The 22,075-nt window shown below is 61.9% G+C and carries 19 protein-coding genes; 5 read left to right on the top strand and 14 right to left on the bottom strand.

The window, feature by feature from the left end:
• Positions 1–12 precede the first annotated feature (12 nt).
• Positions 13–1,386, top strand: a complete 1,374-nt coding sequence (gene creD, locus LOY70_RS27470) for a cell envelope integrity protein CreD (RefSeq protein ID WP_265031624.1) — start codon at positions 13–15, stop codon at positions 1,384–1,386.
• A complete protein-coding gene (locus LOY70_RS27465; protein WP_123416094.1) occupies positions 1,383–1,586 on the top strand; it encodes a hypothetical protein in 204 nt (67 codons plus the stop codon). The genes creD and LOY70_RS27465 overlap by 4 nt, the downstream gene beginning before the upstream one ends.
• Here the strand turns inward: LOY70_RS27465 and LOY70_RS27460 are convergent.
• The 8 genes from LOY70_RS27460 to LOY70_RS27425 all read right to left on the bottom strand — a co-directional run bounded on the left by LOY70_RS27460 (position 1,583) and on the right by LOY70_RS27425 (position 10,870).
• Positions 1,583–2,212, bottom strand: coding sequence for a glutathione S-transferase N-terminal domain-containing protein (locus LOY70_RS27460; RefSeq protein ID WP_265031621.1), 630 nt, complete (start codon positions 2,210–2,212; stop codon positions 1,583–1,585). The two genes, LOY70_RS27465 and LOY70_RS27460, sit on opposite strands and share 4 nt — an antisense overlap.
• A gap of 80 nt (positions 2,213–2,292) precedes the next feature.
• Positions 2,293–2,472, bottom strand: coding sequence for a hypothetical protein (locus LOY70_RS27455; protein ID WP_265031619.1), 180 nt, complete (start codon positions 2,470–2,472; stop codon positions 2,293–2,295).
• Positions 2,469–3,599 carry a PepSY-associated TM helix domain-containing protein gene (locus LOY70_RS27450; protein WP_265031617.1) on the bottom strand — a complete coding sequence of 377 codons (1,131 nt, stop codon included), beginning with the start codon at positions 3,597–3,599 and terminating at the stop codon, positions 2,469–2,471. Before LOY70_RS27450 ends, LOY70_RS27455 begins: the two co-directional genes overlap by 4 nt.
• Before the next feature lie 219 nt (positions 3,600–3,818).
• Entirely contained in the window at positions 3,819–6,257 is a 2,439-nt protein-coding gene (locus LOY70_RS27445) for a TonB-dependent siderophore receptor (RefSeq protein WP_265031616.1), read from the bottom strand.
• Between the two features lie 250 nt (positions 6,258–6,507).
• Positions 6,508–7,482 (bottom strand): FecR domain-containing protein, encoded by a 975-nt coding sequence (locus tag LOY70_RS27440; protein WP_265031614.1) that lies wholly within the window; start codon positions 7,480–7,482, stop codon positions 6,508–6,510.
• On the bottom strand, positions 7,479–7,997 hold the full coding sequence (locus LOY70_RS27435; protein WP_025215842.1) for an RNA polymerase sigma factor: 519 nt from the start codon (positions 7,995–7,997) through the stop codon (positions 7,479–7,481). Before LOY70_RS27435 ends, LOY70_RS27440 begins: the two co-directional genes overlap by 4 nt.
• A gap of 234 nt (positions 7,998–8,231) precedes the next feature.
• A complete protein-coding gene (locus tag LOY70_RS27430; RefSeq protein ID WP_265031610.1) occupies positions 8,232–8,939 on the bottom strand; it encodes a PolC-type DNA polymerase III in 708 nt (235 codons plus the stop codon).
• Positions 8,936–10,870 (bottom strand): putative nucleotidyltransferase substrate binding domain-containing protein, encoded by a 1,935-nt coding sequence (locus tag LOY70_RS27425; RefSeq protein WP_265031608.1) that lies wholly within the window; start codon positions 10,868–10,870, stop codon positions 8,936–8,938. Before LOY70_RS27425 ends, LOY70_RS27430 begins: the two co-directional genes overlap by 4 nt.
• A 258-nt stretch (positions 10,871–11,128) precedes the next feature.
• On the opposite strand from LOY70_RS27425, the gene LOY70_RS27420 reads away from it, so the two are divergent.
• On the top strand, positions 11,129–11,575 hold the full coding sequence (locus tag LOY70_RS27420) for a response regulator (protein ID WP_265031606.1): 447 nt from the start codon (positions 11,129–11,131) through the stop codon (positions 11,573–11,575).
• A gap of 183 nt (positions 11,576–11,758) precedes the next feature.
• Here LOY70_RS27420 and LOY70_RS27415 read toward each other — a convergent pair whose 3' ends face one another.
• Positions 11,759–13,936 (bottom strand): malate synthase G, encoded by a 2,178-nt coding sequence (locus tag LOY70_RS27415; RefSeq protein WP_265031604.1) that lies wholly within the window; start codon positions 13,934–13,936, stop codon positions 11,759–11,761.
• A gap of 444 nt (positions 13,937–14,380) precedes the next feature.
• Between LOY70_RS27415 and LOY70_RS27410 the strand changes: the two genes are divergently transcribed.
• Positions 14,381–14,899 (top strand): glycine cleavage system protein R, encoded by a 519-nt coding sequence (locus LOY70_RS27410; protein WP_265031602.1) that lies wholly within the window; start codon positions 14,381–14,383, stop codon positions 14,897–14,899.
• A 216-nt stretch (positions 14,900–15,115) separates the two neighbouring features.
• On the opposite strand, the gene rarD is transcribed toward LOY70_RS27410, so the two are convergent.
• The 5 genes from rarD to LOY70_RS27385 all read right to left on the bottom strand — a co-directional run bounded on the left by rarD (position 15,116) and on the right by LOY70_RS27385 (position 20,828).
• Positions 15,116–16,003: an EamA family transporter RarD gene (rarD, locus tag LOY70_RS27405; RefSeq protein ID WP_265031600.1), complete on the bottom strand. Its 888-nt coding sequence runs from the start codon at positions 16,001–16,003 to the stop codon at positions 15,116–15,118.
• Between the two features lie 131 nt (positions 16,004–16,134).
• Positions 16,135–17,109, bottom strand: a complete 975-nt coding sequence (locus LOY70_RS27400) for a serine/threonine protein kinase (protein ID WP_265031598.1) — start codon at positions 17,107–17,109, stop codon at positions 16,135–16,137.
• Between the two features lie 186 nt (positions 17,110–17,295).
• The gene (locus LOY70_RS27395; protein ID WP_265031596.1) at positions 17,296–19,197 is read right to left on the bottom strand and encodes a PhoX family protein; all 1,902 of its coding nucleotides are present in this window, start codon (positions 19,195–19,197) and stop codon (positions 17,296–17,298) included.
• Positions 19,198–19,264: 67 nt separating this feature from the next.
• Positions 19,265–20,029: a TOBE domain-containing protein gene (locus LOY70_RS27390; RefSeq protein ID WP_265031595.1), complete on the bottom strand. Its 765-nt coding sequence runs from the start codon at positions 20,027–20,029 to the stop codon at positions 19,265–19,267.
• A 58-nt stretch (positions 20,030–20,087) separates the two neighbouring features.
• Positions 20,088–20,828 (bottom strand): ComF family protein, encoded by a 741-nt coding sequence (locus tag LOY70_RS27385; RefSeq protein ID WP_265031593.1) that lies wholly within the window; start codon positions 20,826–20,828, stop codon positions 20,088–20,090.
• Positions 20,829–20,918: 90 nt separating this feature from the next.
• On the opposite strand from LOY70_RS27385, the gene bioB reads away from it, so the two are divergent.
• Positions 20,919–21,974, top strand: coding sequence for a biotin synthase BioB (gene bioB / locus LOY70_RS27380; RefSeq protein ID WP_123343780.1), 1,056 nt, complete (start codon positions 20,919–20,921; stop codon positions 21,972–21,974).
• The last annotated feature ends 101 nt before the right edge of the window (positions 21,975–22,075 follow it).

The following is a 22,075-nucleotide window of genomic DNA, read 5'->3' as shown; positions in this document are numbered from 1 at the left end:
GGAGAGCCCCACATGAATCGCAACCTCGCTATAAAACTGGGCATGATCGCCCTATTGATTCTCTTGCTGATGATTCCGCTGATGATGATCAACGGCCTCATCGACGAGCGCCAGGAGCTGCGCGACGGGGTGTTGCAGGACATCGCCCGCAGCTCCAGCCACAGCCAACAACTCATCGGGCCGATGATCGTGGTGCCGTTTCGCAAGAACGTGAAGGTCTGGAATACCAATGAGAAGACCGGTGTGCGGTTCCTGGAAACCGTCGAGCAAAGTGGCGAGTTGTATTTCTTACCGGAGGAATTCGAGCTCGACGGCCAGGTGCGCACCGAAACCCGTGCCCGAGGGATCTACGAAGCGCGGTTGTTCCATGCCGACAGCCGGATCGATGGCCGCTTCAAGGTGCCTGAGCACTATGGTGTCGCCACCAAGGACTTCGCCGATTACCGCTTCGACGAACCGTACCTGAGCGTCGGCATCAGTGACATCCGCGGCATCGAGAATGCGCTGACCCTGACGCTCAACCAGCAGACCGTCGACTTCCTGCCGGGCTCGCGGCTCGGCTGGCTGGGGCAGGGTGTGCATGTGCCGCTGCCGATGGTCACTGCCCAGGGCAGCCCCGAGCTGACCTTCGGTTTCGACCTGCGCCTGCAAGGCACGGGCGAGCTGCAGATTCTGCCGGTGGGCAAATCCACCAAAGTACATCTGTCAGCCGACTGGCCGCACCCCAGCTTCATCGGCAACTTCCTGCCCATCAAGCGCGACATCAATGAGCAGGGCTTCAGTGCGGATTGGCAGACATCGTTTTTCTCCACCAACCTGCTGGAAACACTGCAAGCCTGTGAGCCCAGCGATGGCTGTGAAGCGTTCCGCAGCCGTGCCTTCGGGGTGAGTTTCGTCGACCCGGTGGACCAGTACCTCAAGAGCGACCGGGCGATCAAATATGCGCTGCTGTTCATCGCCCTGACCTTCGCCGGCTTCTTCCTTTTCGAAGTGCTCAAGAGCCTGGCGGTGCACCCGGTCCAGTACGCGTTGGTGGGTGTGGCGCTGGCGTTCTTTTACCTGTTGCTGCTGTCATTGTCGGAGCACATTGGCTTCGCCTTGGCGTACTTGGTATCGGCCAGTGCCTGTGTGTTGCTGATCGGCTTTTATGTCTGCCATGTGCTGCGCAGCGTGAGCCATGGCCTGGGGTTTTCGGCGGGGCTGGCGGGGTTGTACGGCTTGCTCTACGGCTTGTTGAGCGCAGAGGACTACGCGTTGTTGATGGGCTCGCTACTGTTGTTCGGCCTGTTGGGCGTGTTCATGGTGCTGACCCGCAAGCTGGACTGGTACGGGGTGGGGTCGAAGCCGGCCGCTGCAATGGCCTTCGATCTGGGAGAAGTGAAATGAGCCGGTCGTTGGGGTTGCGTGAGGATCAGCGGGAGGGGGCGATGCTGGTGGCGCTGATTGCCGGGTTGTTTCCGTTGGACCGCAGTGGCCCTATCGCGAGCAAGCTCGCTCCCACAGGAGACCTCGATTATCCGGGCAACGGATCAAATGTGGGAGCGAGCTTGCTCGCGATGGGGCCGGTACAGCCAGTGCAGCACTAAACCTTGGGCACGGTCGCTACCATAGAAGGCCGCAAGCTCACCTCGGCAAACCACGCCGCCAGTTGCGCATGGGCCTTGCGCCATTCCAGGTCCGGATGGCGCAGGTCCAGGTAGCCCAAGGCGCAGGCCACGCTGATGGAGGCCACGTCGAAATGGCAAGCCAGTTCGGCAATCGCCTCGGCTTCGAGCATGCCCAAGGCACGGCGAATCTTGTCCCGCTGCGCCTCGAGCCAGTCGTCCCAGTGCTTTTCCACTGGGCGCAGGGCGGTCTCGTAACGAATCATCACCGCCGCATCCATGATCCCGTCGGCCAGGGAGGCCAGGGTCAGGCGCCGCCAGCGAGCCGCGCCATCGCGGGGGATCAGCGGGTTGCCGACGTGCTGGTGGTCGAGGTAATCGAGAATGACCCGGCTGTCGTGGATCACACTGCCGTTGGCCAGGCGCAGGGCCGGGATCTTGCTCAACGGGTTGTCATCAATGAGCGCCCGATCCGGCTTGACCGGTGTGAGCTGGCTGAGCTGCAACGCCACGCGGTCCTGCTGACCGGTTTCGTGCAGCAGCACCAGGACCTTGCGAACGAAGGGCGAAGCGGGGTTGTGGAACAGCGTCATGCTGGGGGTGGGCATGCAAAGTATCCTCGATTGGCGGGCAGGGTCTAGCCTAGACAGTTCCGGTGCGGCTGGCGAGTGGTCATGCCCGGCTGAGCTTATCCGCGCTTGAGCAATCCCCAGGTCCCCAACACCGTCGGAATCCCCAGGCCCACCCAGGCCACTGCATCCCACGCCCCATCGCCCAGCAGCGCCGAAAACAACCCCGCCGCGCTCAGTACGCCAATCACCACGGGAATACCGAACACCTTCCAGAAACTCGACTGCCGAGGCCTCACGAGGCGACCTCCGTGCCGACAATTGCGCGCTTGGCCGCTTTACGCCGCACCAGCCACAGGTAGACGCCACTGCCGAGGACGATGATGGTGAGCACGTCGAGGGTCGCCCAGAAGATCTGCATCGGCCGGCCACCGTAGTCGCCGAAGTGCAACGGCAGGGACAGGCTCATGACGTCCATGTACCACGGCCGCTCGGCCACGGCGGTGACCTCCAGGGTGCTGGCATCGATCAATACCGGTGTCAGCAAGTGCGAGGTCAGGTGGGTGCTGCCTTTCATGAACACGCCGTAGTGGTGTTGGCTGGAAAACAGCGTGCCGGGGAAGGCGATGAAACTGGGCTCCATGCCCGGCGCGACGTTCTTGGCGATGTCGAGCAAGCGGGTGGCCGGGGCCAATTGCGTCAGCGGCGGGGTGTTGCGATAGGGTTCGACCATGGCGCTGAGGCTGTCGTTGCGCCAGGCGGCGATGATCAGGTCGGCGCATGCGGCAATCACGCCGGTGACGCCCACGGTCAGTGCCCAGACCAGCGTCACCACGCCGATCAGGTTGTGCAGGTCGAGCCAGCGCAGGCGCGTGGATTTGTCCTGGCGCACCGTGGCGAACTTCAAGCGCCGCATGAACGGTAGGTACAGGACCACGCCGGAAATGATGGCAATCACAAACAACAGGCCCATGAACGCGAGCAGCAACTTGCCCGGCAACCCGGCGAACATGTCCACGTGCAGGCGCAGCATGACCATCATGAAGCCGCCGTTGGCCGACGGCATTTCCAGGGCCTCGCCGGTGCGCGCATCAAGCATGAAAGTATGGGAGGAATTGGGCTCGGTGTCCGGTGTCGGCGCCATGATGGTGAAGATGCCGTTGGGCTCGTCTTCGTCCCAGCCGAAATACTGGACCACTTCGCCCGGACGATGGGCCTTGGCCTTTTCCACTAATTGCTGGAGATCCAGGTGTGGCGTGTCGGCGGGCATCTCCCGGAACTCGGGGGCGTCGCCCAGCAGTTGCTCGATTTCATGATGGAAAATCAACGGCAGCCCAGTGATCGCCAGCATCAGCAGGAACACCGTACAGATCAGGCTGGTCCAGGTGTGGACGAAGGACCAGCGGCGGATGGTTTTGCTTTTCATGAGCGATCCGAAATGCAAGAGGACGCTGATGCCTGAGCCCCATCAGTCAAGCCGCGAAACCTGTGGGAGCGAGCTTGCTCGCGAAAGCGGTATGTCAGACAACATCAATGTTGACTGTTACGCCGTCTTCGCGAGCAAGCTCGCTCCCACAGGGTGTTCATTTGACTGACGGGTCTCAGGTACAGGTGCCCTCAAAAAGGTTTTGCAAATGCTAACCGTTTACCATTTGTAATTCACGCTGGCGACGACGTTGCGTTGGTCGCCGTAGTAGCAGTAGAAGCCATCGCAGGTGGACAGGTAGTCCTTGTTGAAGATGTTCTTCGCATCCACCGCCACCGTGACGCCTTTGAGGGTCTTGTTCAAACGCCCGAGGTCGTAATGGGCCGAGGCGTCGTACACGGTATAGGAGCCGACATGGCCCCAATCGGTGTTGGTGGTATTGCCGTAGGTGTCGCCGACATAACGCACGCCGGCACCGACCCCGAAGCCATCCAGCGGACCGTTGTGCCAGGTGTAGTCCGCCCAGACGGTGGCCTGGTTGCGCGGCACCTGGGCCATGCGCTTGCCTTTTTCAGCGGCGGTACCCTTGGTGATTTCACTGTCGTTATAGGTGTAGGAACCGATCAGCTTCAGGTTGTCGGTCACGTCGCCCGAGGCTTCCAGTTCCAGGCCACGCACCTGGACTTCACCCACTTGGCGGGTGATGTTGTTTTCGGTAACCGAGTTGTTCTGCTGCGTCAGGTCGAACACCGCAGCCGTCAGCAGGGTTTTGGTGCCCGGTGGTTGGTACTTGATGCCGGCTTCGTACTGTTCGCCTTCGGTTGGTTTGAACGCGTCGGTGCTGTTGACGGTTGAACCTGCCGCCGCCTGGAACGACTGGGCGAAGGAGATGTAAGGCGTCACACCGTTTTCGAAGACGTAGCTCAGTGCCGCGTTGCCGCTGAATTTCTTGTCGCGCTGGGTGTTGGTCGCATCGTTCTGGTTGTGGAACACGGTGCCGGTGTGAATCCAGTCTTCACGGCCGCCGAGGGTCAGGCGCCAGTTGTCCAGGGCGATCTGGTCCTGGACATACAGGCCGGTCTGGTTGGTCTTCTGGTTGTAGTCGTACATGGTGAAGTACTGGACGTTGGAGAAGTCCTGCCCATAGGTCGGGTTGTTGACGTTGCTGGTCGGCACACCGCCAGAGCCCCACTTCCAGCGGGCATTGCTGTTGGAGCGTTGGTGGTCCAGTCCCAGCAGCAACGTATGACTCAAGGCTCCGGTCTGGAAGTCAGCCTGGAAATTGTTATCCACGGCAAATTGGCTGATGTCTTCGTCAACGATGCTGGCACTGCGTTTGACGGTGCCGTCGGCGCTCACCGATTGGTCTGGACCATCCGGAAAGAACGAGCCGCCGGCGGAAATGCCCTGGAATTCCAGGTCGCTCTTGGTGTAGCGCAGGTTCTGGCGGAACTGCCAGGTGTCGTTCAGGCGATGTTCGAAGTTGTAGCCCAGCGCGTAGTAGGTGCGATCGTAGAACTCCCAGTCCGGGTCGCCCAGGTTCTTGTGGTGGGAAATCTTGCCCGCCGGCGAAGACAGCTTGGTGCCTTGCAACGGCAGGAATTGCCCGGTGATGCCGGTGTCGTCGCGGGTGTACTGGGACAGGAAGGTCAGGCGCGTGTCGTCGTTGATGTTCCAGGTCAGGCTCGGGGCGAGGTTGTAGCGCTTGTCCGGGATGTGGTCGACCTGGGAATTGCTGTCGCGCACGGTGCCGCTGAGCCGATAGAGAAGCTGGCCTTCGTCATCGACTTTGCCGGTGCTGTCGAAGTTGATCTGCTTGTGCTCGTAGCTGCCGGCCTGCAACTCGACTTCATGGCTGCTTTCGGCTTGCGGGCGACGGCTGACCATGTCCAGCATGCCGCCGGGTGGCGTCTGGCCGTAGACCGACGACGCCGGGCCGCGCAGCACGGCGATGCGCTCCAGGTTCCAGGGCTCGATTTTTGGTGTGATGTAGTTGCCCTTGGGCAACGGCAGGCCGTCGAGGAACTGAGTCGGCACGAAGCCGCGCACCAGCAGCCAGTCGTTGCGTGAATCCGAGCCATAGCCGCTGCTCTGCACGCCAGCGGTGTAGCGCAGGGCGTCATTGAGGTTGAGGACGGAGCGGTCTTCCATCTGCTGGCGCGTGACCACGGAAACCGAGCGTGGCAGTTCGACAATCGGCGTATCGGTTTTGGTGCCGGCCGCGGTGCGGGTGGCCGCGTAGCCCTCGGTCGGGCCCCACGCGGTTTCGCTGGTGCCGGCACCGATCACGCTGGTTTCCGGCAACGCCATGACGCCCTCGGGCACCGCCACCAGGCTGTAGGTGCCGGCGTTGCTTTGTTCCAATTGCAGGCCGGTGCCACGCAGGGCCTCACGCAATGCGCCGGTGGCGTCGAACTGGCCCTGGACCGGTGCCGAGGTTTTGCCCGAGGCCAGGGACGGGTTCAGGCTCAGGGCGAGACCGGCCTGGCTGGCGATCTGGTTCAGTGTGCTGGCCAAGGGGGCGGCGGGCAGGTTGTAGGCGCGTACGCTGGAAGCCTGTTCAGCCGCCAGTAGCGGGCCGCTGGCGAGGGGAACGGCAAAGGCAATGGCGACGGCCAACAGGCTGGGGCGCAACAGGGTGTCTAGCGGGCGGGACATACGGCGGCTCCTGAATGGAAATATTTCTCAATTGCCTGAGTGCCGGATGAAAATCGAAAAGTGATAGGGCTGGATGAAAATAATTTAGATTCAGTTTTGAGGTCGGCTTGGGTTTTGTGGTGTGTGGGATAGCCTTTTCGCGAGCAAGCTCGCTCCCACACTGACCGAGTCGCTCGCAATATCGTGTGCGCCGCTATTCCCTGTGGGAGCGGGCTTGCCCGCGAAGGCGGCCTGCCTGACACAACATCTCTCAGGGCTTGGCCTCGGTCCTCGGCCCCACCACCACCCACCACTTGGTGTGATGCTCGACCTGCACCGGCAAGGTCGGCAGCAGCGCCGTCAGGGCCAGATCGGTGTTGTGCAGCGGGAAGCTGCCGGTGATGCGCAAATCGGCCACCTGTGGCTCGACGCCCAGGTAGCCGCGACGATAGCGCCCCAGCTCATGGACCAGATCTTCGAGGCGAGCGTTATCCACCACCAACATGCCGCGGGTCCAGGCATCGGCGCCGGGGCTCAAGGCGAGCAACGGTCCGAGGCCGTCGCGGCGCATCAGCACCTGCTGGCCTTCGCGCAGAATCTGTTCTTCGTCGGTTGCTTGCGGATGGGCCGCCACCGCGGATTTCAACACGCTCAGGCGCGTGCCTTGGTCTTCGCGCTTGACCAGAAATCGCGTGCCCAGGGCGCGCATGCGCCCTTCGCGCGTCTCGACGATAAACGGGCGCGGGTCGTTGTGGCCGGTTTCCACCAGGATCTCGCCTTCCTGCAGGACGATGCGGCGCTGCTTGTCATCGAAACGCACGTCCAGGGCACTGTGGGTGTTGAGGTTAATCACTGTGCCGTCGGCCAGGCGCAGGGTGCGTTGTTCGCCCGTGGCGGTGCGCTGGTCGGCCAGCCAGTAATCCAGCGGCAGGTAACGCTCCCCGGCAAACAGCGCCAGACCGATGACCGCGACAAGACTGGCCAGGCCGCTGCCCACCTTGCGAAGCCGGCGTCGAATGCTGACCCGCGATTGCAGCAACGCGGCCCGCGCCGGCCCGCTGGCAACACTGAAGCGCTGGTCGAGCATGCCCAATTGCCGCCAGGCCCGGGCGTGTTCCTCGTCGGCGGCATGCCACCGGGCGAAGGCTTCATGTTCCTGGGCGCTGCCCGAGTCCAGGGACAACTGCCAGGCGATGGCTGCATCCAGCACACTGGCCGAGACTGGCTTGGCGTGGGCCGCGCTCATGTTGGCTCACCATAGAGTGCGATGTAGCACTGTCGAATGCCTTGGGCCAGATACTGCCGTACCCGGGGCACCGAAACTCCCAGGCGCGCGGCGATTTCAGCGTGGCCGAGGCCGTCGAGGCGGTTATAGAGAAAGGCCGCGCGGGCCTTGCTCGACAGTTTGCCCAGCAGACGATCAATGGCCTTGAGGTCTTCGAGGATCAGTTGCTGTTCTTCCACCGACGGTTGTTCGTTTTCGGGGATCAGCATCAGTTCGGTGAGGTAAGCCTGCTCCAAGGCCGCCCGCCGGAAATAATCGAACAGCAGGCCCTTGGCGATCGCCACCAGAAACGCCCGCGGCTCGCGGGGCGCCTTCAGCTCGTCACGGCCCAGCAGCCGCACGAAGGTGTCCTGGCTCAAGTCTTCGGCCCGCTGTGGACAGGCCACATTGCGCCGCAGCCAGGCCAATAGCCAACCGCGATGGTCACGGTATAACGCACCAACCAGATCACTGTGGGGGCTAGGGACTGACGACACGGAGCATCACCGACGTTTTAAGTAACGAGAATTGTTCGCGATTGTGGCAGAGGCGGGGGAGGGAAAGCAATTGGCGCTGGTCGGGCAGTGGGGGAAGGAGATTGAGGCCGGGCTCTGTGTGGGGGCGAGCTTGCTCGCGATAGCGACAGGTCAACCAACATCAATGTCGACTGACAGTGCGGCTTCGCGAGCAAGCTCGCTCCCACAAAAAGCTCTATGTTCGTAAGCTTCAGGTTAAAGCGAAGGCGCCTGTTGCCGCCGCTTCCACTGGCCCAACCGCTGTTGCAGGTCCAGCGGGCTCTGGATCTGTTGCTGACGGGCGCGGCTGAACAGGATCAGCGCCAATTCGGCGGTGGCCAGGGCGTCGGCGCTGGCGTTGTGGCGGTCGAAGACTTGCAGCTTGAACCAGTCGATCCATTCGTCCAGGCCCGCCTTGCGCAAATGGGCCTGGGGACAAAGCAGGGGTGCCAGGTCTGCCACATCCAGGAACAGATGCTGCAAGCGATAACCCAGGTAATCCTTCAGTGCCCGCCCGAGCATGTGGGAATCGAATGGCGCGTGAAACGCCAGCAGCGGGCTGTCGCCGACGAACTCCATGAACGCCAGCAGTGCCTCGGCCGGATTGCTGCCCGCGGCGATGGCACTGGGGGCCAGGCCGTGGATCAACACACTCGGCCCCAGCTTCTGTTTGTCGCATTGCAAGGTGCGTTCGAATTGCTGGCTGAAATCGATAGCACCGTCTTCTATGACCACTGCACCAATGGACAGCACCTGATCCTTGTTCAAGTTCAGGCCGGTGGTTTCCAGATCCAGCACCACCCAGCGCTGTTCTCGCAAGCTGCGCTCATCCAGTGGCGAGGGCGCGGGCAAGCGCTCCAGGCGTTGCTGCAGTACGTCGGGCAACGTCGGCTGGGCCGGACGCAGCCAGGAAAAAATACTCACAGCTGGTACCTTACCGTCAGGCTGCTTTGCAGACGCTGGGCTTGGCGCAAGGACTCGCGCAGGATGCGTCGGTCCAGGTGATTGAGGCTGTCGGGGTCGACGCGATTGGAGTAGGGCAGGTTCTCGCGGGTTTGCAGTTGATGTTGCTGCATGCGGGTCTGCTGGATGAAGTGATAGGCCTCTTCATAGGCCGCGCCATCCAAGGGTTCGATCACTTCCTTGACGACCAGTTGCCGCAAGCGCTCCAGGGTATTGTTGGCTTCGATGCCATTGGCCAGCGCCAGCAGGCGGGCGCCGTCGACGAAGGGGGTCAGGCCTTGCACCTTGAGGTCCAGGGTCGCCTTTTCGCCATTCTTGCGGCTCAGTACGAAATCCCTGAAACGTCCCACCGGCGGGCGATGGCGTAGCGCGTTCTCGGCCAGCATGCGCTGGAACAGACGGTTATCGGCCACCTGGGCAAGCACTTGCTGGCGCAGTTGCTCGCAGCCTTGCTCATCACCCCAGACCACCCGCAAGTCGAAATAGATGCTCGAGCCCAGCAGGTTTTCCGGAGTGGCTTCACGGATGAATGCCGCAAAGCGCCGGGCCCATTCGGCGCGGGACAGGCACAGCTCGGGGTTGCCGGCCATGATGTTGCCCTTGCACAAGGTGAAACCGCACAGGGCCAGGCTCTGGTTGATCTGTTGGGCGATGGGCAGCAGCAACCCGCGGATCTGCGCCGCATGGGCGGCGTCCCGGGCTTCGAACAAAATGCCATTGTCCTGATCGGTGTGCAGGGTTTGCTCGCGTCGGCCTTCGCTGCCAAAGCACAACCAACTGAAGGGTACGCCTGGGTCGCCCTTGTCAGCCAGGGTCAGTTCGATGACGCGGCACACGGTGTGGTCGTTGAGCAGGGTGATGATCTGGGTGATCTGGGTCGACGACGCGCCGTGGGCCAGCATGCGTTCCACCAGTTGGCCGATCTCGCCGCGCAGGGCCACCAGGTTCTCCACTTTCGGGGCGCTGCTGATGGTCCGGGCCAGGTGCACCAGGTCGACCCGCTGCAGGGAAAACAGGTCGCGCTCCGACACCACGCCACACAGGCGATGTTCCTTGACCAGGCAGACATGGGCGATGTGGCGCTCGGTCATGGCGATGGCCGCGTCAAAGGCGCTGTGGTCCGGCGAGAGGAAAAACGGTGCCTGGGTCATGTGTTCGGCGATCGCCTGGGAAAAGTCCCCGGAACCATCGGCCACCACGTGCCGCAGGTCGCGCAGGGTGAAAATCCCGACCGGTGCTTTGTGCTCGTTCACCACCACGATGCTGCCGACCTGTTGTTCATGCATTAATTTCACGGCTTCGCGCAACGGTGTGTCGGGGCTGCAACTCACTGGATGCCGCATCGCCAGTTCACCCAGGCGGGTATTGAGGGAGTACTGGGTGCCCAGGGTTTGTGCGGATTTTTGCTGGACCTGCTGGTTGACCTGGTCAAGCAGGCTGCTGACGCCTCGCAAGGCAAAGTCGCGAAACGGGCTGGACAGGGCGAACAGCTTGATGAACGCCTGCTTGTTCAGTTGCAGGCAGAACGTGTCCTCGCCGGCCAGGTGTTCGGTGCGGGTCGCTCGCTCGCCCAGCAACGCGGCGAGGGGGAAGCATTCGCCGGTGGTGATTTCGAAGGTGGTTTCGGTGCCGCCCTTGGCCGTATGCGGACGCTCGCCTACCACCCGGCCTTGCTTGACGATGTAAAAGTGCTCCACCGGGCCGTCGGCGGGTTTGATGATGCTTTCGCCCATTGCGTAAAAACGCAGCAGGCATTGCTCCACCAGGTAGGCCAGGTGGGCATTTTCCATTTGGTTAAACGGGGGAAAGCGCTGGAGAAACTGCAGCGTACCCTGGATGTTTTGCAACACCGCGGTTTTCCCTGCCTGGATGAAAGCATCCGCTTTTTTCATAACCGTTACGCAGTCTTTTTCGAATTGTTGTGGTCGGATCTGTTCTCCATGGTCGGCTCCTGAACACTGAGTGCCCATTGGACGTAAGTCTAGGTTGGCGCAAAGCGGCCGAAGCTTTGGAAAAACGCCCAATCGGCCTTAGAAAATTCTTCATTGAATGTTCTTGGAAAAAAATCCGACGAAGTGCACATTGAAGCGCCGCGGAACGATGTCTGACCACTGTGCCAGGGGATCGATTTAAAGAACGTAGAGAGCATCATGTCCGACCACGATATTTTGAGTGACGACGAGCGCGAGGCGCTGAGTGCCGTCATGCTGGAACCTGACCTGCCGCCGCAGCGAGTCTTGATCGTCGATGACGATAAGGACGCTCGCGAGCTGCTGTCGGAAATTCTGGCGCTGGACGGCATTCATTGCATGACCGCCGCCAGCGGCGAAACGGCCCTCAAGATGCTGGAAACCAAGCCGTCGATAGGCCTGTTGATCACCGACCTGCGCATGGGCAACGTCGATGGCCTGGAGCTGGTGCGCCTGGTGCGCGAGTCCGAGCGGGCGGCACTGCCGATCATCATTGTGTCCGGCGACGCCGACGTGAAGGACGCCATCGAAGCCATGCACCTGAGCGTGGTGGACTTCCTGCTCAAGCCGATCGATACCGAGAAGTTGCTGGGCTTGGTCAAGCATGAGTTGGGGATGGATCTTTAAGACCGTTTGCCGAGGACCGGGGCCACTCAAATGTGGGAGCGAGCTTGCTCGCGATGGCGGCCTGACATTCAACACCGCCATCGACTGCTACACCGCTATCGCGAGCAAGCTCGCTCCCACAGGCGCATAAAAAAGCCCTGATCTTTCGATCAGGGCTTTTTTGTGCCGCTGTCTACCGCTCAATCACAACCCATTGGCGGCCTTGAACTCGCGACGACGACGGTGCAGCACCGGCTCGGTGTAGCCGTTAGGCTGCTTCGTGCCTTCGATCACCAGTTCGACCGCCGCCTGGAAGGCGATGTTGCTGTCGAAGTCCGGCGCCAGTGGACGGTACAGCGGGTCATTGGCGTTCTGGCGGTCCACTACCGGCGCCATGCGCTTGAGGCTTTCCATCACCTGGTCTTGCGTGACGATGCCGTGGCGCAGCCAGTTGGCGATGTGCTGGCTGGAAATACGCAGCGTGGCACGGTCTTCCATCAGGCCGATGTCGTTGATGTCCGGCACCTTGGAGCAACCGACGCCCTGGTCGATCCAGCGCACCACGTAGCCAAGAATGCCTTGGGCGTTGTTGTCCAGTTCGTTCTTGATCTGCTCCGGCGTCCAGTTCGGTTCGACAGCCAACGGGATGGTCAGGATGTCATCCACCGAAGCGCGAGCGCGCTTGGCCAGTTCGGCCTGACGGGCGAACACGTCGACCTTGTGGTAGTGCAGCGCGTGCAGGGCGGCAGCGGTCGGTGACGGAACCCAGGCGGTGTTGGCGCCGGCCAGCGGGTGAGCGATCTTCTGCTCGAGCATCGCCGCCATCAGGTCCGGCATCGCCCACATGCCCTTGCCGATCTGGGCACGACCTTGCAGGCCGGTGCTCAGGCCGATGTCGACGTTCCAGTTTTCGTAGGCGGCGATCCACTTCTCGGCTTTCATGTCGGCCTTGCGCACCATCGGGCCAGCTTCCATGGAGGTGTGGATTTCATCGCCGGTACGGTCGAGGAACCCGGTGTTGATGAACACCACGCGCTCGCTGGCGGCCTTGATGCAGGCCTTGAGGTTGACCGTGGTACGGCGTTCCTCGTCCATGATCCCGACCTTGAGGGTATTGCGCGGCAGGTTCAGTACGTCTTCGACACGACCGAACAGCTCGTTGGTGAACGCGGCTTCTTCCGGGCCGTGCATCTTCGGCTTGACGATGTACACCGAGCCGGTGCGGCTGTTGCGCCGTGACGTGTTGCCGTTGAGGCTGTGGATCGCCGCCAGGCTGGTGATCAGGCCGTCGAGAATGCCTTCGGGCACTTCGTTGCCGTGCTTGTCGAGGATGGCGTCGATGGTCATCAGGTGGCCGACGTTGCGCACGAACAGCAGCGAGCGGCCGTGCAGCGTCACGCTCGAACCGTCGACGGCGGTGTAGACGCGGTCGGGGTTCATGGTGCGGGTAAATGTCTGGCCGCCCTTGGCGACTTCTTCAGCCAGGTCGCCCTTCATCAGGCCGAGCCAGTTGCGATAGATCACCACTTTGTCATCGGCATCGACGGCCGCCACGGAGTCTTCGCAATCCATGATGGTGGTCAGCGCGGCTTCCATCAGGATGTCTTTGACGCCCGCGGCATCGGTCTGGCCGACCGGGGTGTTGGCGTCGATCTGGATTTCGAAGTGCAGGCCGTTGTGCTTCAGCAGCACGGCGGCGGGTGCCGAGGCGTCGCCCTGGAAACCGATCAGTTGGGCATCGTCACGCAGGCCGCTGTTGCTGCCGCCCTTGAGGGCGATCACCAGTTTGCCTTCGACAATCTTGTAGCCGGTGGAGTCGACATGGGAGCCGGCTGCCAGCGGGGCCGCTTCGTCGAGGAAGGCGCGGGCGAAGGCGATGACCTTGTCGCCGCGTACCTTGTTGTAGCCTTTGCCTTTTTCCGCGCCGTCGGCTTCGCTGATGGCATCGGTGCCGTACAGCGCGTCGTACAGCGAACCCCAGCGGGCGTTCGAGGCGTTGAGGGCGAAGCGGGCATTCATCACCGGCACCACCAGCTGCGGGCCGGCCATGCGGGCGATTTCGTCATCGACGTTTTGGGTCGTGGCCTGGAAATCCGCCGCTTCTGGCAGCAGGTATCCAATGTCTTGCAGGAAGGCTTTGTAAGCCACGGCGTCGTGGGCATGGCCGGCACGGGCCTGGTGCCAGGCATCGATCTGCGCCTGGAAATCGTCGCGTTTGGCGAGTAGGGCTTTGTTCTTCGGCGCCAGGTCGTGGATGACCTTGTCGGCACCGGCCCAGAACGCCTCGGCGGTGAGGCCGGTTCCGGGAATGGCTTCGTTATTCACGAAGTCGAACAGGACTTTGGCGACCTGCAGGCCACCGACTTGAACGTGTTCAGTCATTGCTTGCCTCACTCTGCTCAGCTATTTCGCTTTTCAGCTCTTCGATTTTGACAATGAAGCCTCGGGACATTTAAACCACAAACCCCGGAACCAGTACATGCCATCGCTGGCGGCTGGGTGGGACCTATCAAGGGCTTTTAGCCTTGCTGACGGGGCTTTCAGGGATGCGACTGCGCCTTAAGCGGACATCGGTCCAACGTTATGTAGTGCGCGCTGCGGCATACTACATGATCAATTGCGGTTGTGAAAATTAGACTAATTGCGTCGTTCCGCGACCGACTAAAGCACTGCAGTCACGACGAGGCATCGAATGTTCTCAAAAAGAGGGTTGATTGTTCCAGATAAATCTTGAAGGTTGTACACGATTATTCTTGTGCCTTCTCAAGGGAACAGGATTTGTGCGTCCTGCCTATACTGTTTCTTCCACAACCAGAGGGCTGCGCCATGGACCACTTGGTCATCACTGTTTTCGCCCCGGACCAGCCCGGGCAGGTCGAGCGCATCGCCGCATGTATTGCCGAACATGGCGGCAACTGGCTGGAAAGCCGCATGTCGCGCCTGGCCGGGCAGTTCGCCGGGATCCTGCGCATCAGCGCCCCGGCCGAATCCCATGAAGAACTGATCGAAGCCTTGCAAGGACTGTCGACCCACGGTATTCGCGTGTTGATTGCCGAAGGCCCTCTTGAAGAGTCCTGTAGCTGGAAACCCATTGCCATGGAACTGGTGGGCAACGATCGTCCTGGCATCGTACGTGACATTACCCGGTTGTTGAGCGAGCAGGGCGTGAACGTCGAGCGCCTGGTGACCCATGTCGGGCCGGCGCCGATGAGCAGCGAGTTGTTGTTTCACGCCGAAGCGATCCTGGGCGTGCCGTTGACCCTGTCGCTGGACACCTTGCAGGAGCGCCTGGAAACCCTGGCCGATGAGTTGATGGTGGAGCTCAAGCTCAGTGACGAAGCCTGATGGGGTTATCCAAGGAAAAACTGCGCCTGCCTGTGGATAACCTGTAGAGACACAGCGCCAGCCCACGCCCGCCGGGGTTCAGCGGGCAATGATCAAAAAATCACCAATTTTCAAGGGCTTGTGCACAAACGGCGGGGATCAGGTTGTGGATAACCTTGGGAAGGATCCGCACAGGCCACGCCAGCCGTGGTCTGTGGGTCTTTGTGTGTTTTTTGATCAGTTACGCCGACGCATACTGATCACGGCATCGATGCTGTACACCGCAAGCCCGGCCCAGATAAACAGGAACGCTACCAGGGTGCTGGAGGATAGATGCTCACCGAACAGCAGCACGGCGAGCAGCAGCACCAGGGTCGGTGCGATGTATTGGAGGAATCCCAGCGTGGTGTAGGGCAAATGCCTTGCCGCGGCGTTGAAGCACACCAATGGAACCAGTGTCACGGGGCCGGCCGCCACCAGCCACCAGGCTTCGGAGGTGGTCCAGAACGCCGCCTGGGCACTGGTGGCCGTCGGATTGAACAGCAACCAGGCTACGGCGATCGGTACCAGCATCCAGGTTTCCACCACCAGCCCCGGCAGCTCCTTGACCGGCGCCTGTTTGCGGATCAATCCATAGAAGCCGAAGGTCAGCGCCAACATCAGCGACACCCACGGCAGGCTGCCCACTTGCCAGACCTGCTGCGCCACGCCGACCGCCGCCAGCCCCACCGCCAGCCATTGCATGCGCCGCAGCCGCTCACCGAGGATCAGCATGCCCAGCAACACGTTCACCAGCGGGTTGATGTAGTAACCCAGGCTGGCTTCGAGCATGCGACCGTTGTTCACCGCCCAGACGTAGGTCAGCCAGTTGGCCGCGATCAGCGTGCCGCTCAAGGCCAGGATCGCCAGCCGACGCGGATTGTCCCGCAGTTCGCGCCACCAGCCCGGGTGTTTCCAGACCATCAGCAGCGCTGCGCCAAACAGCGCCGACCACAGCACCCGGTGGATGATGATTTCCACGGATGGGACGTTGGCGATGGCTTTGAAATAGATCGGGAACAGGCCCCAGATGATGTAGGCACTCAGGCCCAGGATGTACCCGCGACGCGGGTTGGCGGCTTGCATGCAGAATCCTTGCTTAGGCAGCTAACAAAGGCGTGATTGTAAGGAGATTTGTCGGGTTGTGCTGTGAACCTTTGTGAGCGTTCTGACCCCAGCACAAATCCCTCTGTGGGAGCGGAGGCTGCTGGAGCCAATTAGAACAACTTCAACGGCTCTTCATTGAGCGCCGCCAGTTGCTCGCGCAAGGCCAATACCTGGTCGCCCCAGTAACGTTCGCTGCCAAACCACGGGAAGCTGCGGGGGAAGGCCGGGTCGTCCCAGCGCCGCGCCAGCCAGGCGCTGTAGTGCATCAGGCGCAAGGCCCGCAGGGGCTCGATCAGCGCCAGTTCGCGCGGGTCGAAGTCGTGGAACTCACGGTAGCCGTCCATCAATTCCGACAGCTGTCCCAGGCATTCCTGGCGATCGCCGGCGAGCATCATCCACAAATCCTGCACCGCCGGGCCCATGCGGCAGTCGTCCAGATCGACAATGTGGAACACCTCGTCGCGGCACATCATGTTGCCGGGGTGGCAGTCGCCATGCATGCGGATGTTCTTGTGAGGCGTGACGGCGTAGACCTCCTCGACACGCTTGAGCAGATCCCTGGCCACCGACTCGTAGGCCGGCAGCAGGCTGCGGGGGACAAAACCACTCTCCAGCACGGTGGCCAGCGAGTCATGGCCGAAGTTTTTCACGCCCAAGGCTTCACGATGCTCGAACGGACGCGTCGCCCCCAGGGCGTGCAGGCGCCCGAGCAACTGCCCCAGGCGATAGAGCTGATCGAGGTTGCCGGGCTCCGGTGCGCGGCCGCCACGACGGGGAAACAGGGTGAAGCGAAACCCGGCGTGCTCATGCAGGCTGGCGCCGTTGTGGATCAGCGGTGCCACCACTGGCACTTCGTATTCAGCCAGTTCGAAGGTGAAGCTGTGTTCTTCCAGGATCGCTTCGTTGGTCCAGCGCTGGGGGCGGTAGAACTTGGCGATCAGCGGTTCGCCGTCTTCGATGCCTACCTGATAGACGCGGTTTTCGTAGCTATTGAGGGCCAGCACCCGGGCGTCGCTGAGGAAGCCAATGCTTTCAACGGCATCGAGTACCAGGTCGGGCGTGAGGGTTTCAAACGGATGAGACATGCTGACTCCTGCGCAGCGGCAGGGCTGCCGCGTCCGGCCCAGCATGGTAGCGCAAAGCAGCCTGGATTGATCGGTGATCGTTCCCTCGCTCTGCGTGGGAATGCCTCATGTGACGCTCCGCGTTACGCTTTGGGACGCGGAGCGTCCCTGGCTGCATTCCCACGCAGAGCGTGGGAACGATCAGTATCAGGCGCCGATGACCCCGCCGTCTTCCCGGGTAATCACCATCACCGACGAGCGCGGCTTGCCGTTGGGCAGGTGCTCGGGGAAGGTCGAACCGCCGTTTTCCCCCGGATGCTGGATCCCGACGAATAGGGACTTGAAGTCCGGCGCAAAACTGATCCCGGTCACTTCGCAGCCCACCGGTCCGACCATGAAGCGACGGATTTCGCCGCTGTCAGGGTCGGCACAGAGCATCTGGTTGTTGCCCATGCCGGCAAAGTCCCCGGTGTTGCTGACGTCACCGTCGGTGAGGATCCACAGCCGGCCAGCCTTGTCGAAACCCAGGCCATCCGGGCTGTTGAACATGTTCTGCGCAGTGACGTTGGACGAACCGGCCTTTGGCGTGCCGGCGTGTACCGTCGGGTTGCCGGCGACCACGAACAAGTCCCAGTCGAAGCGCTTGGAGGCGTGATCGTCGCGGTCGGTGCGCCAGCGCAGGATCTGCCCGTAGACGTTCTTGGCCCGAGGGTTCGGCCCGCCCACCGGTTGGCCGTCTTCGCCGCGCTTGGCGTTGTTGGTCAGGGTGCAGTAAACCTGGCCATCTTTCGGGCTGACCACGATCCATTCCGGGCGATCCATGCGTGTGGCGCCAACCACGCTGGCGGCCAGGCGCGCATGAATCAGCACTTCGGCCTGGTCGGCGAAGCCGCTGCTGGCGTCCAGGCCGTTCTTGCCGTGGGTCAGTTCGATCCACTGGCCCTTGCCTTTCGGGTGGTCCGGGTTGCTGTCGCCGGCATCGAAGCGCGCCACGTACAAGGTGCCATGGTCCAGCAGGTCGCGGTTGGCCTTGGCATTGCGGTGGTTGATGCGGTCGCGGCTGACGAATTTGTAGATGAATTCGCCGCGTTCATCGTCACCCATGTACACCACGGCGCGACCGTCATTGGTCTGGGCCAAGGCGGCGTTCTCGTGCTTGAAGCGACCCAGGGCGGTGCGTTTGACCGGGGTGGATTGCGGATCGAACGGATCGATTTCCACCACCCAGCCATGGCGGTTGAGTTCGTTGGGATTCTTCGCCAGGTCGAAGCGCGGATCGTACAGGTGCCAGTTGATCTCGCGGCTGCTGACGGTAGCGCCGTAGCGCTTCTGCGCTTCGTCGAACTGCAGGTCGGACTTGCTGCTGCCGAAGCAGTCGGTGAAGTTCTCTTCGCAGGTCAGGTAGGTGCCCCACGGCGTCATGCCGTTGGCGCAGTTCTGGAAAGTCCCCAGCACTTTCTTGCCGCTCTTGTCGGCGCTGGTCTTCAGCAGGTCGTGTCCGGCCGCCGGGCCACGCAGGCGAATCGGCGTGTTGCCGTGGATCCTGCGGTTGTAGCGCGACTCCTGGACGAACTGCCATTGGCCGCCCCGACGCCGGACCTCGATCACCGACACGCCTTCGCTGGCCTGGGCCTTGTGCACGTCTTCGGCCGACTGCGGTTGGCCGCCGTGGGCAAAGAGGTAGCGATAGTTGGTGTATTCGTTGTTGATTGCCATCAGCGCCCGGTCGTTGTCGCCGGGGAACGGGAACAGGCTCATGCCGTCGTTGTTGTCGCCGAATTGCATTTCCTGTGCGCGGGCGGTGCCGTTGCCGCTCGGGTCGAACGCCGGTGCATTTTTCTGCAGCGGTTGGCCCCAACTGATCAGCACAGAGGATTTATAGCCCGGCGGCAGCGTGATGGTGTCGGTCGTGGCGGCGGCGATGCTGTCAAAACCCAGCAGCTTGCTGTTGCCCTCGCTCACGGCGGCGGCCAGCACGCTGCGACTCAGCAGGTTGCCGCCCAAAAACATCGCCGCACCGCACAGGGCGCCGGCGCTGATGAAACGGCGACGGCTCAGGCCGACGATCTTTTCCAGGTCGGTGGATTGGTGTTCTTCTAATAGGCTCATCATCAGGCTCCCTGCTGGTTTTGGCAGTCACCTTAATGCGGGTCGATGAATATTTTGTTTCAGCGCCTTATAACGGCGTGCCGAGCAGCACGTTTGTCGATGAAAATGCCACGTGCACCGCAGATCCGACTTCCAGGTTCTGTTCGTTCAGTTGCAGCGGATCGGCCAGGGCGCACAGCGTCTGGCCGTTGGGCAGGCCGATGCGCACTTCGCTGGGGCCGTCTTCGGCGGCGTCGACCTGTTCGATCACACCGCGCAATGTATTGATTCGTGGCTGTTCCGCGGGCTCGACAGCGTGCAATTCCAACCAACCGGCCTTGATCAGGGCCACCACTTCAGTGCCGGTCTCCAGTTCCAGGCGCAGCGTGCTGTCGTGGGTGATCTGGGCCTCGATGACCAGGCCCCGAGCCAGCTCCAGGCGAATCCGGTCGTTGTGGCCCTGGGCCTCGATGCTCTGGACCGTGCCGTGCAGCTGATTGCGGGCGCTGGTGCGCAGCATCAGCCGACTCAACAGGCCCAGATCCCCTGCGTCTTCGCTGGCTTCCAGCAGCTGCGCCTGTAAGGCTTGCAGGCGCTGATACAAGCGCAACACGCGTTGCCCTTCAGCCGACAGTTTGGCGCCGCCACCGCCCTTGCCGCCGACGCTGCGTTCCACCAAGGGTTGGTCCGCCAGGTTGTTCAACTCGTCAATGGCGTCCCAGGCCGCCTTGTAGCTCAGCCCCGCGCTCTTGGCGGCGCGGGTGATCGAGCCTTGCTCGGCAATGTGCTGCAACAGGGCGATGCGTTGTGGACGCCGAACGATGTGTTGGCTCAGTAGGGTGGGCAATGACATGACGGACAACTGCGGGCAAGGGTTGATGAACGGACGTTGGCGCTTGGGGCGCGGCGCGTCAAGTCGGGTCAGCGGGTTTCGGCGTACGGGCCAGGCAATACACATCGACCCGCGCAGCGCCGGCATCGGTCAGCAAGCGAGCCAGTGCCTCGGCGGTAGCGCCGGTAGTGAGGACATCGTCCACCAGTGCCAGGTGTCGGTTGCGCAACGATGCACCCGGGGCCAGGGCAAAGGCCTGGCGCAGGTTTCGCCGCCTGGCTTGGGCATCGAGTGCCTGCTGGGCGGGGGTGTCCTGGATGCGGCGCAACAGGTTTTCTTCGCAAGGGATCTGCAACGGCCCGCTGAGCCAGCGGGCGAGCAACGTCGCCTGATTGAATCCCCGTTGACGCAAACGCCGGAGCGCCAGCGGCACCGGTACCAACGCGTCGGGCCGTTCCAGCCCTTCATCGAAATGATGTTGCAGTGACTGGGCGAGCAGTTCGCCCATCAACCGGCCAAAGGGCCATTTCGCCTGATGCTTGAAACGGGTGATCAGGCTGTCCACTGGAAAGTCGTAGGCCCAGGGTGCCAGGACCCGCTCGAAGGCCGGTGGCTGCGCGGCGCATTGGCCACAACGCAGCCCGGCCATGGGCAGCGGCAGGGCGCAGACGCCGCATTGATCGGCGAGCCAGGGCAGCTCGCTTTCGCAAGGTGTGCAAATCGGCTGCGGGGTGTCGGTGTATTCGCCGCACAGCAGGCAGGATTGTTTGTTTTTTAACCAGATGTAAACCGGTCCTTCGTATCGTGGTTGACAGCGCATGGCTCTTCCTTAAATATGCCGAACATCCGTGTCGCGCCTGTGGGTATTCCGTGCCCCAGGCGCCAGCCAAGCATAATCAAGGAAATGCCCATGAGCGCCAGCACCACTGCCAACCTGCGTCATGACTGGTCTTTGGCCGAAGTCAAAGCTCTCTTCGTCCAGCCATTCAATGACCTGCTATTCCAGGCGCAGACCGTGCACCGCGCGCACTTCGACGCCAACCGCGTCCAGGTTTCCACGCTGCTGTCGATCAAGACCGGCGCCTGCCCGGAAGATTGCAAATATTGTCCGCAGTCCGGTCACTACAACACCGGGCTGGAAAAAGAAAAGTTGCTGGAAGTGCAGAAGGTCCTCGAAGAGGCCGCGCGTGCCAAGGCCATTGGTTCGACCCGTTTCTGCATGGGCGCGGCGTGGAAGCATCCGTCGGCCAAGGACATGCCTTATGTGTTGGAAATGGTCAAAGGCGTGAAGGCCATGGGCCTGGAAACCTGCATGACCCTGGGTCGCCTCGACCAGGAACAGACCGCCGCACTGGCCCAGGCCGGCCTGGACTACTACAACCACAACCTCGACACCTCGCCGGAGTTCTACGGCAGCATCATCACCACCCGTACCTACGGCGAACGTTTGCAAACCTTGGCCTACGTGCGTGATTCGGGGATGAAAATCTGTTCCGGTGGCATCCTGGGCATGGGCGAGTCCCTGGACGACCGCGCCAACCTGCTGATCCAGCTGGCAAACCTGCCGGAGCATCCGGAGTCGGTGCCGATCAACATGTTGGTCAAGGTCGCTGGCACGCCGCTGGAAAATGCTGAGGACGTGGATCCGTTCGATTTCATCCGCATGCTCGCCGTGGCGCGGATCCTGATGCCTAAGTCTCATGTGCGCCTGTCCGCCGGCCGCGAAGCGATGAACGAACAAATGCAGGCCCTGGCATTCTTTGCCGGTGCCAACTCGATTTTCTACGGCGACAAGCTGCTGACCACCGCCAACCCGCAAGCCGACAAGGACATGCAACTGTTCGCACGCCTGGGTATCCAGCCAGAAGCCCGTGAAGAACATGCCGACGAAGTGCATCAGGCGGCGATTGAACAGGCGCTGGTGGAGCAGAAGAGTAGCGAGCAGTTTTACAACGCCGCTGTTTGAGTCGCCGCAAACCAAGTGTGGGAGCGGGCTTGCTCGCGAAGGCGGTGCAACAGTCAGCACACCTGTTGAATGTGATGACCCCTTCGCGAGCAAGCCCGCTC

The organism is Pseudomonas sp. B21-054 (genome assembly GCF_026016345.1).
Taxonomy (GTDB): domain Bacteria; phylum Pseudomonadota; class Gammaproteobacteria; order Pseudomonadales; family Pseudomonadaceae; genus Aquipseudomonas.
Note: the sequence above shows the minus strand (reverse complement) of the source record. Positions and strands in the feature narration are given on the sequence as shown.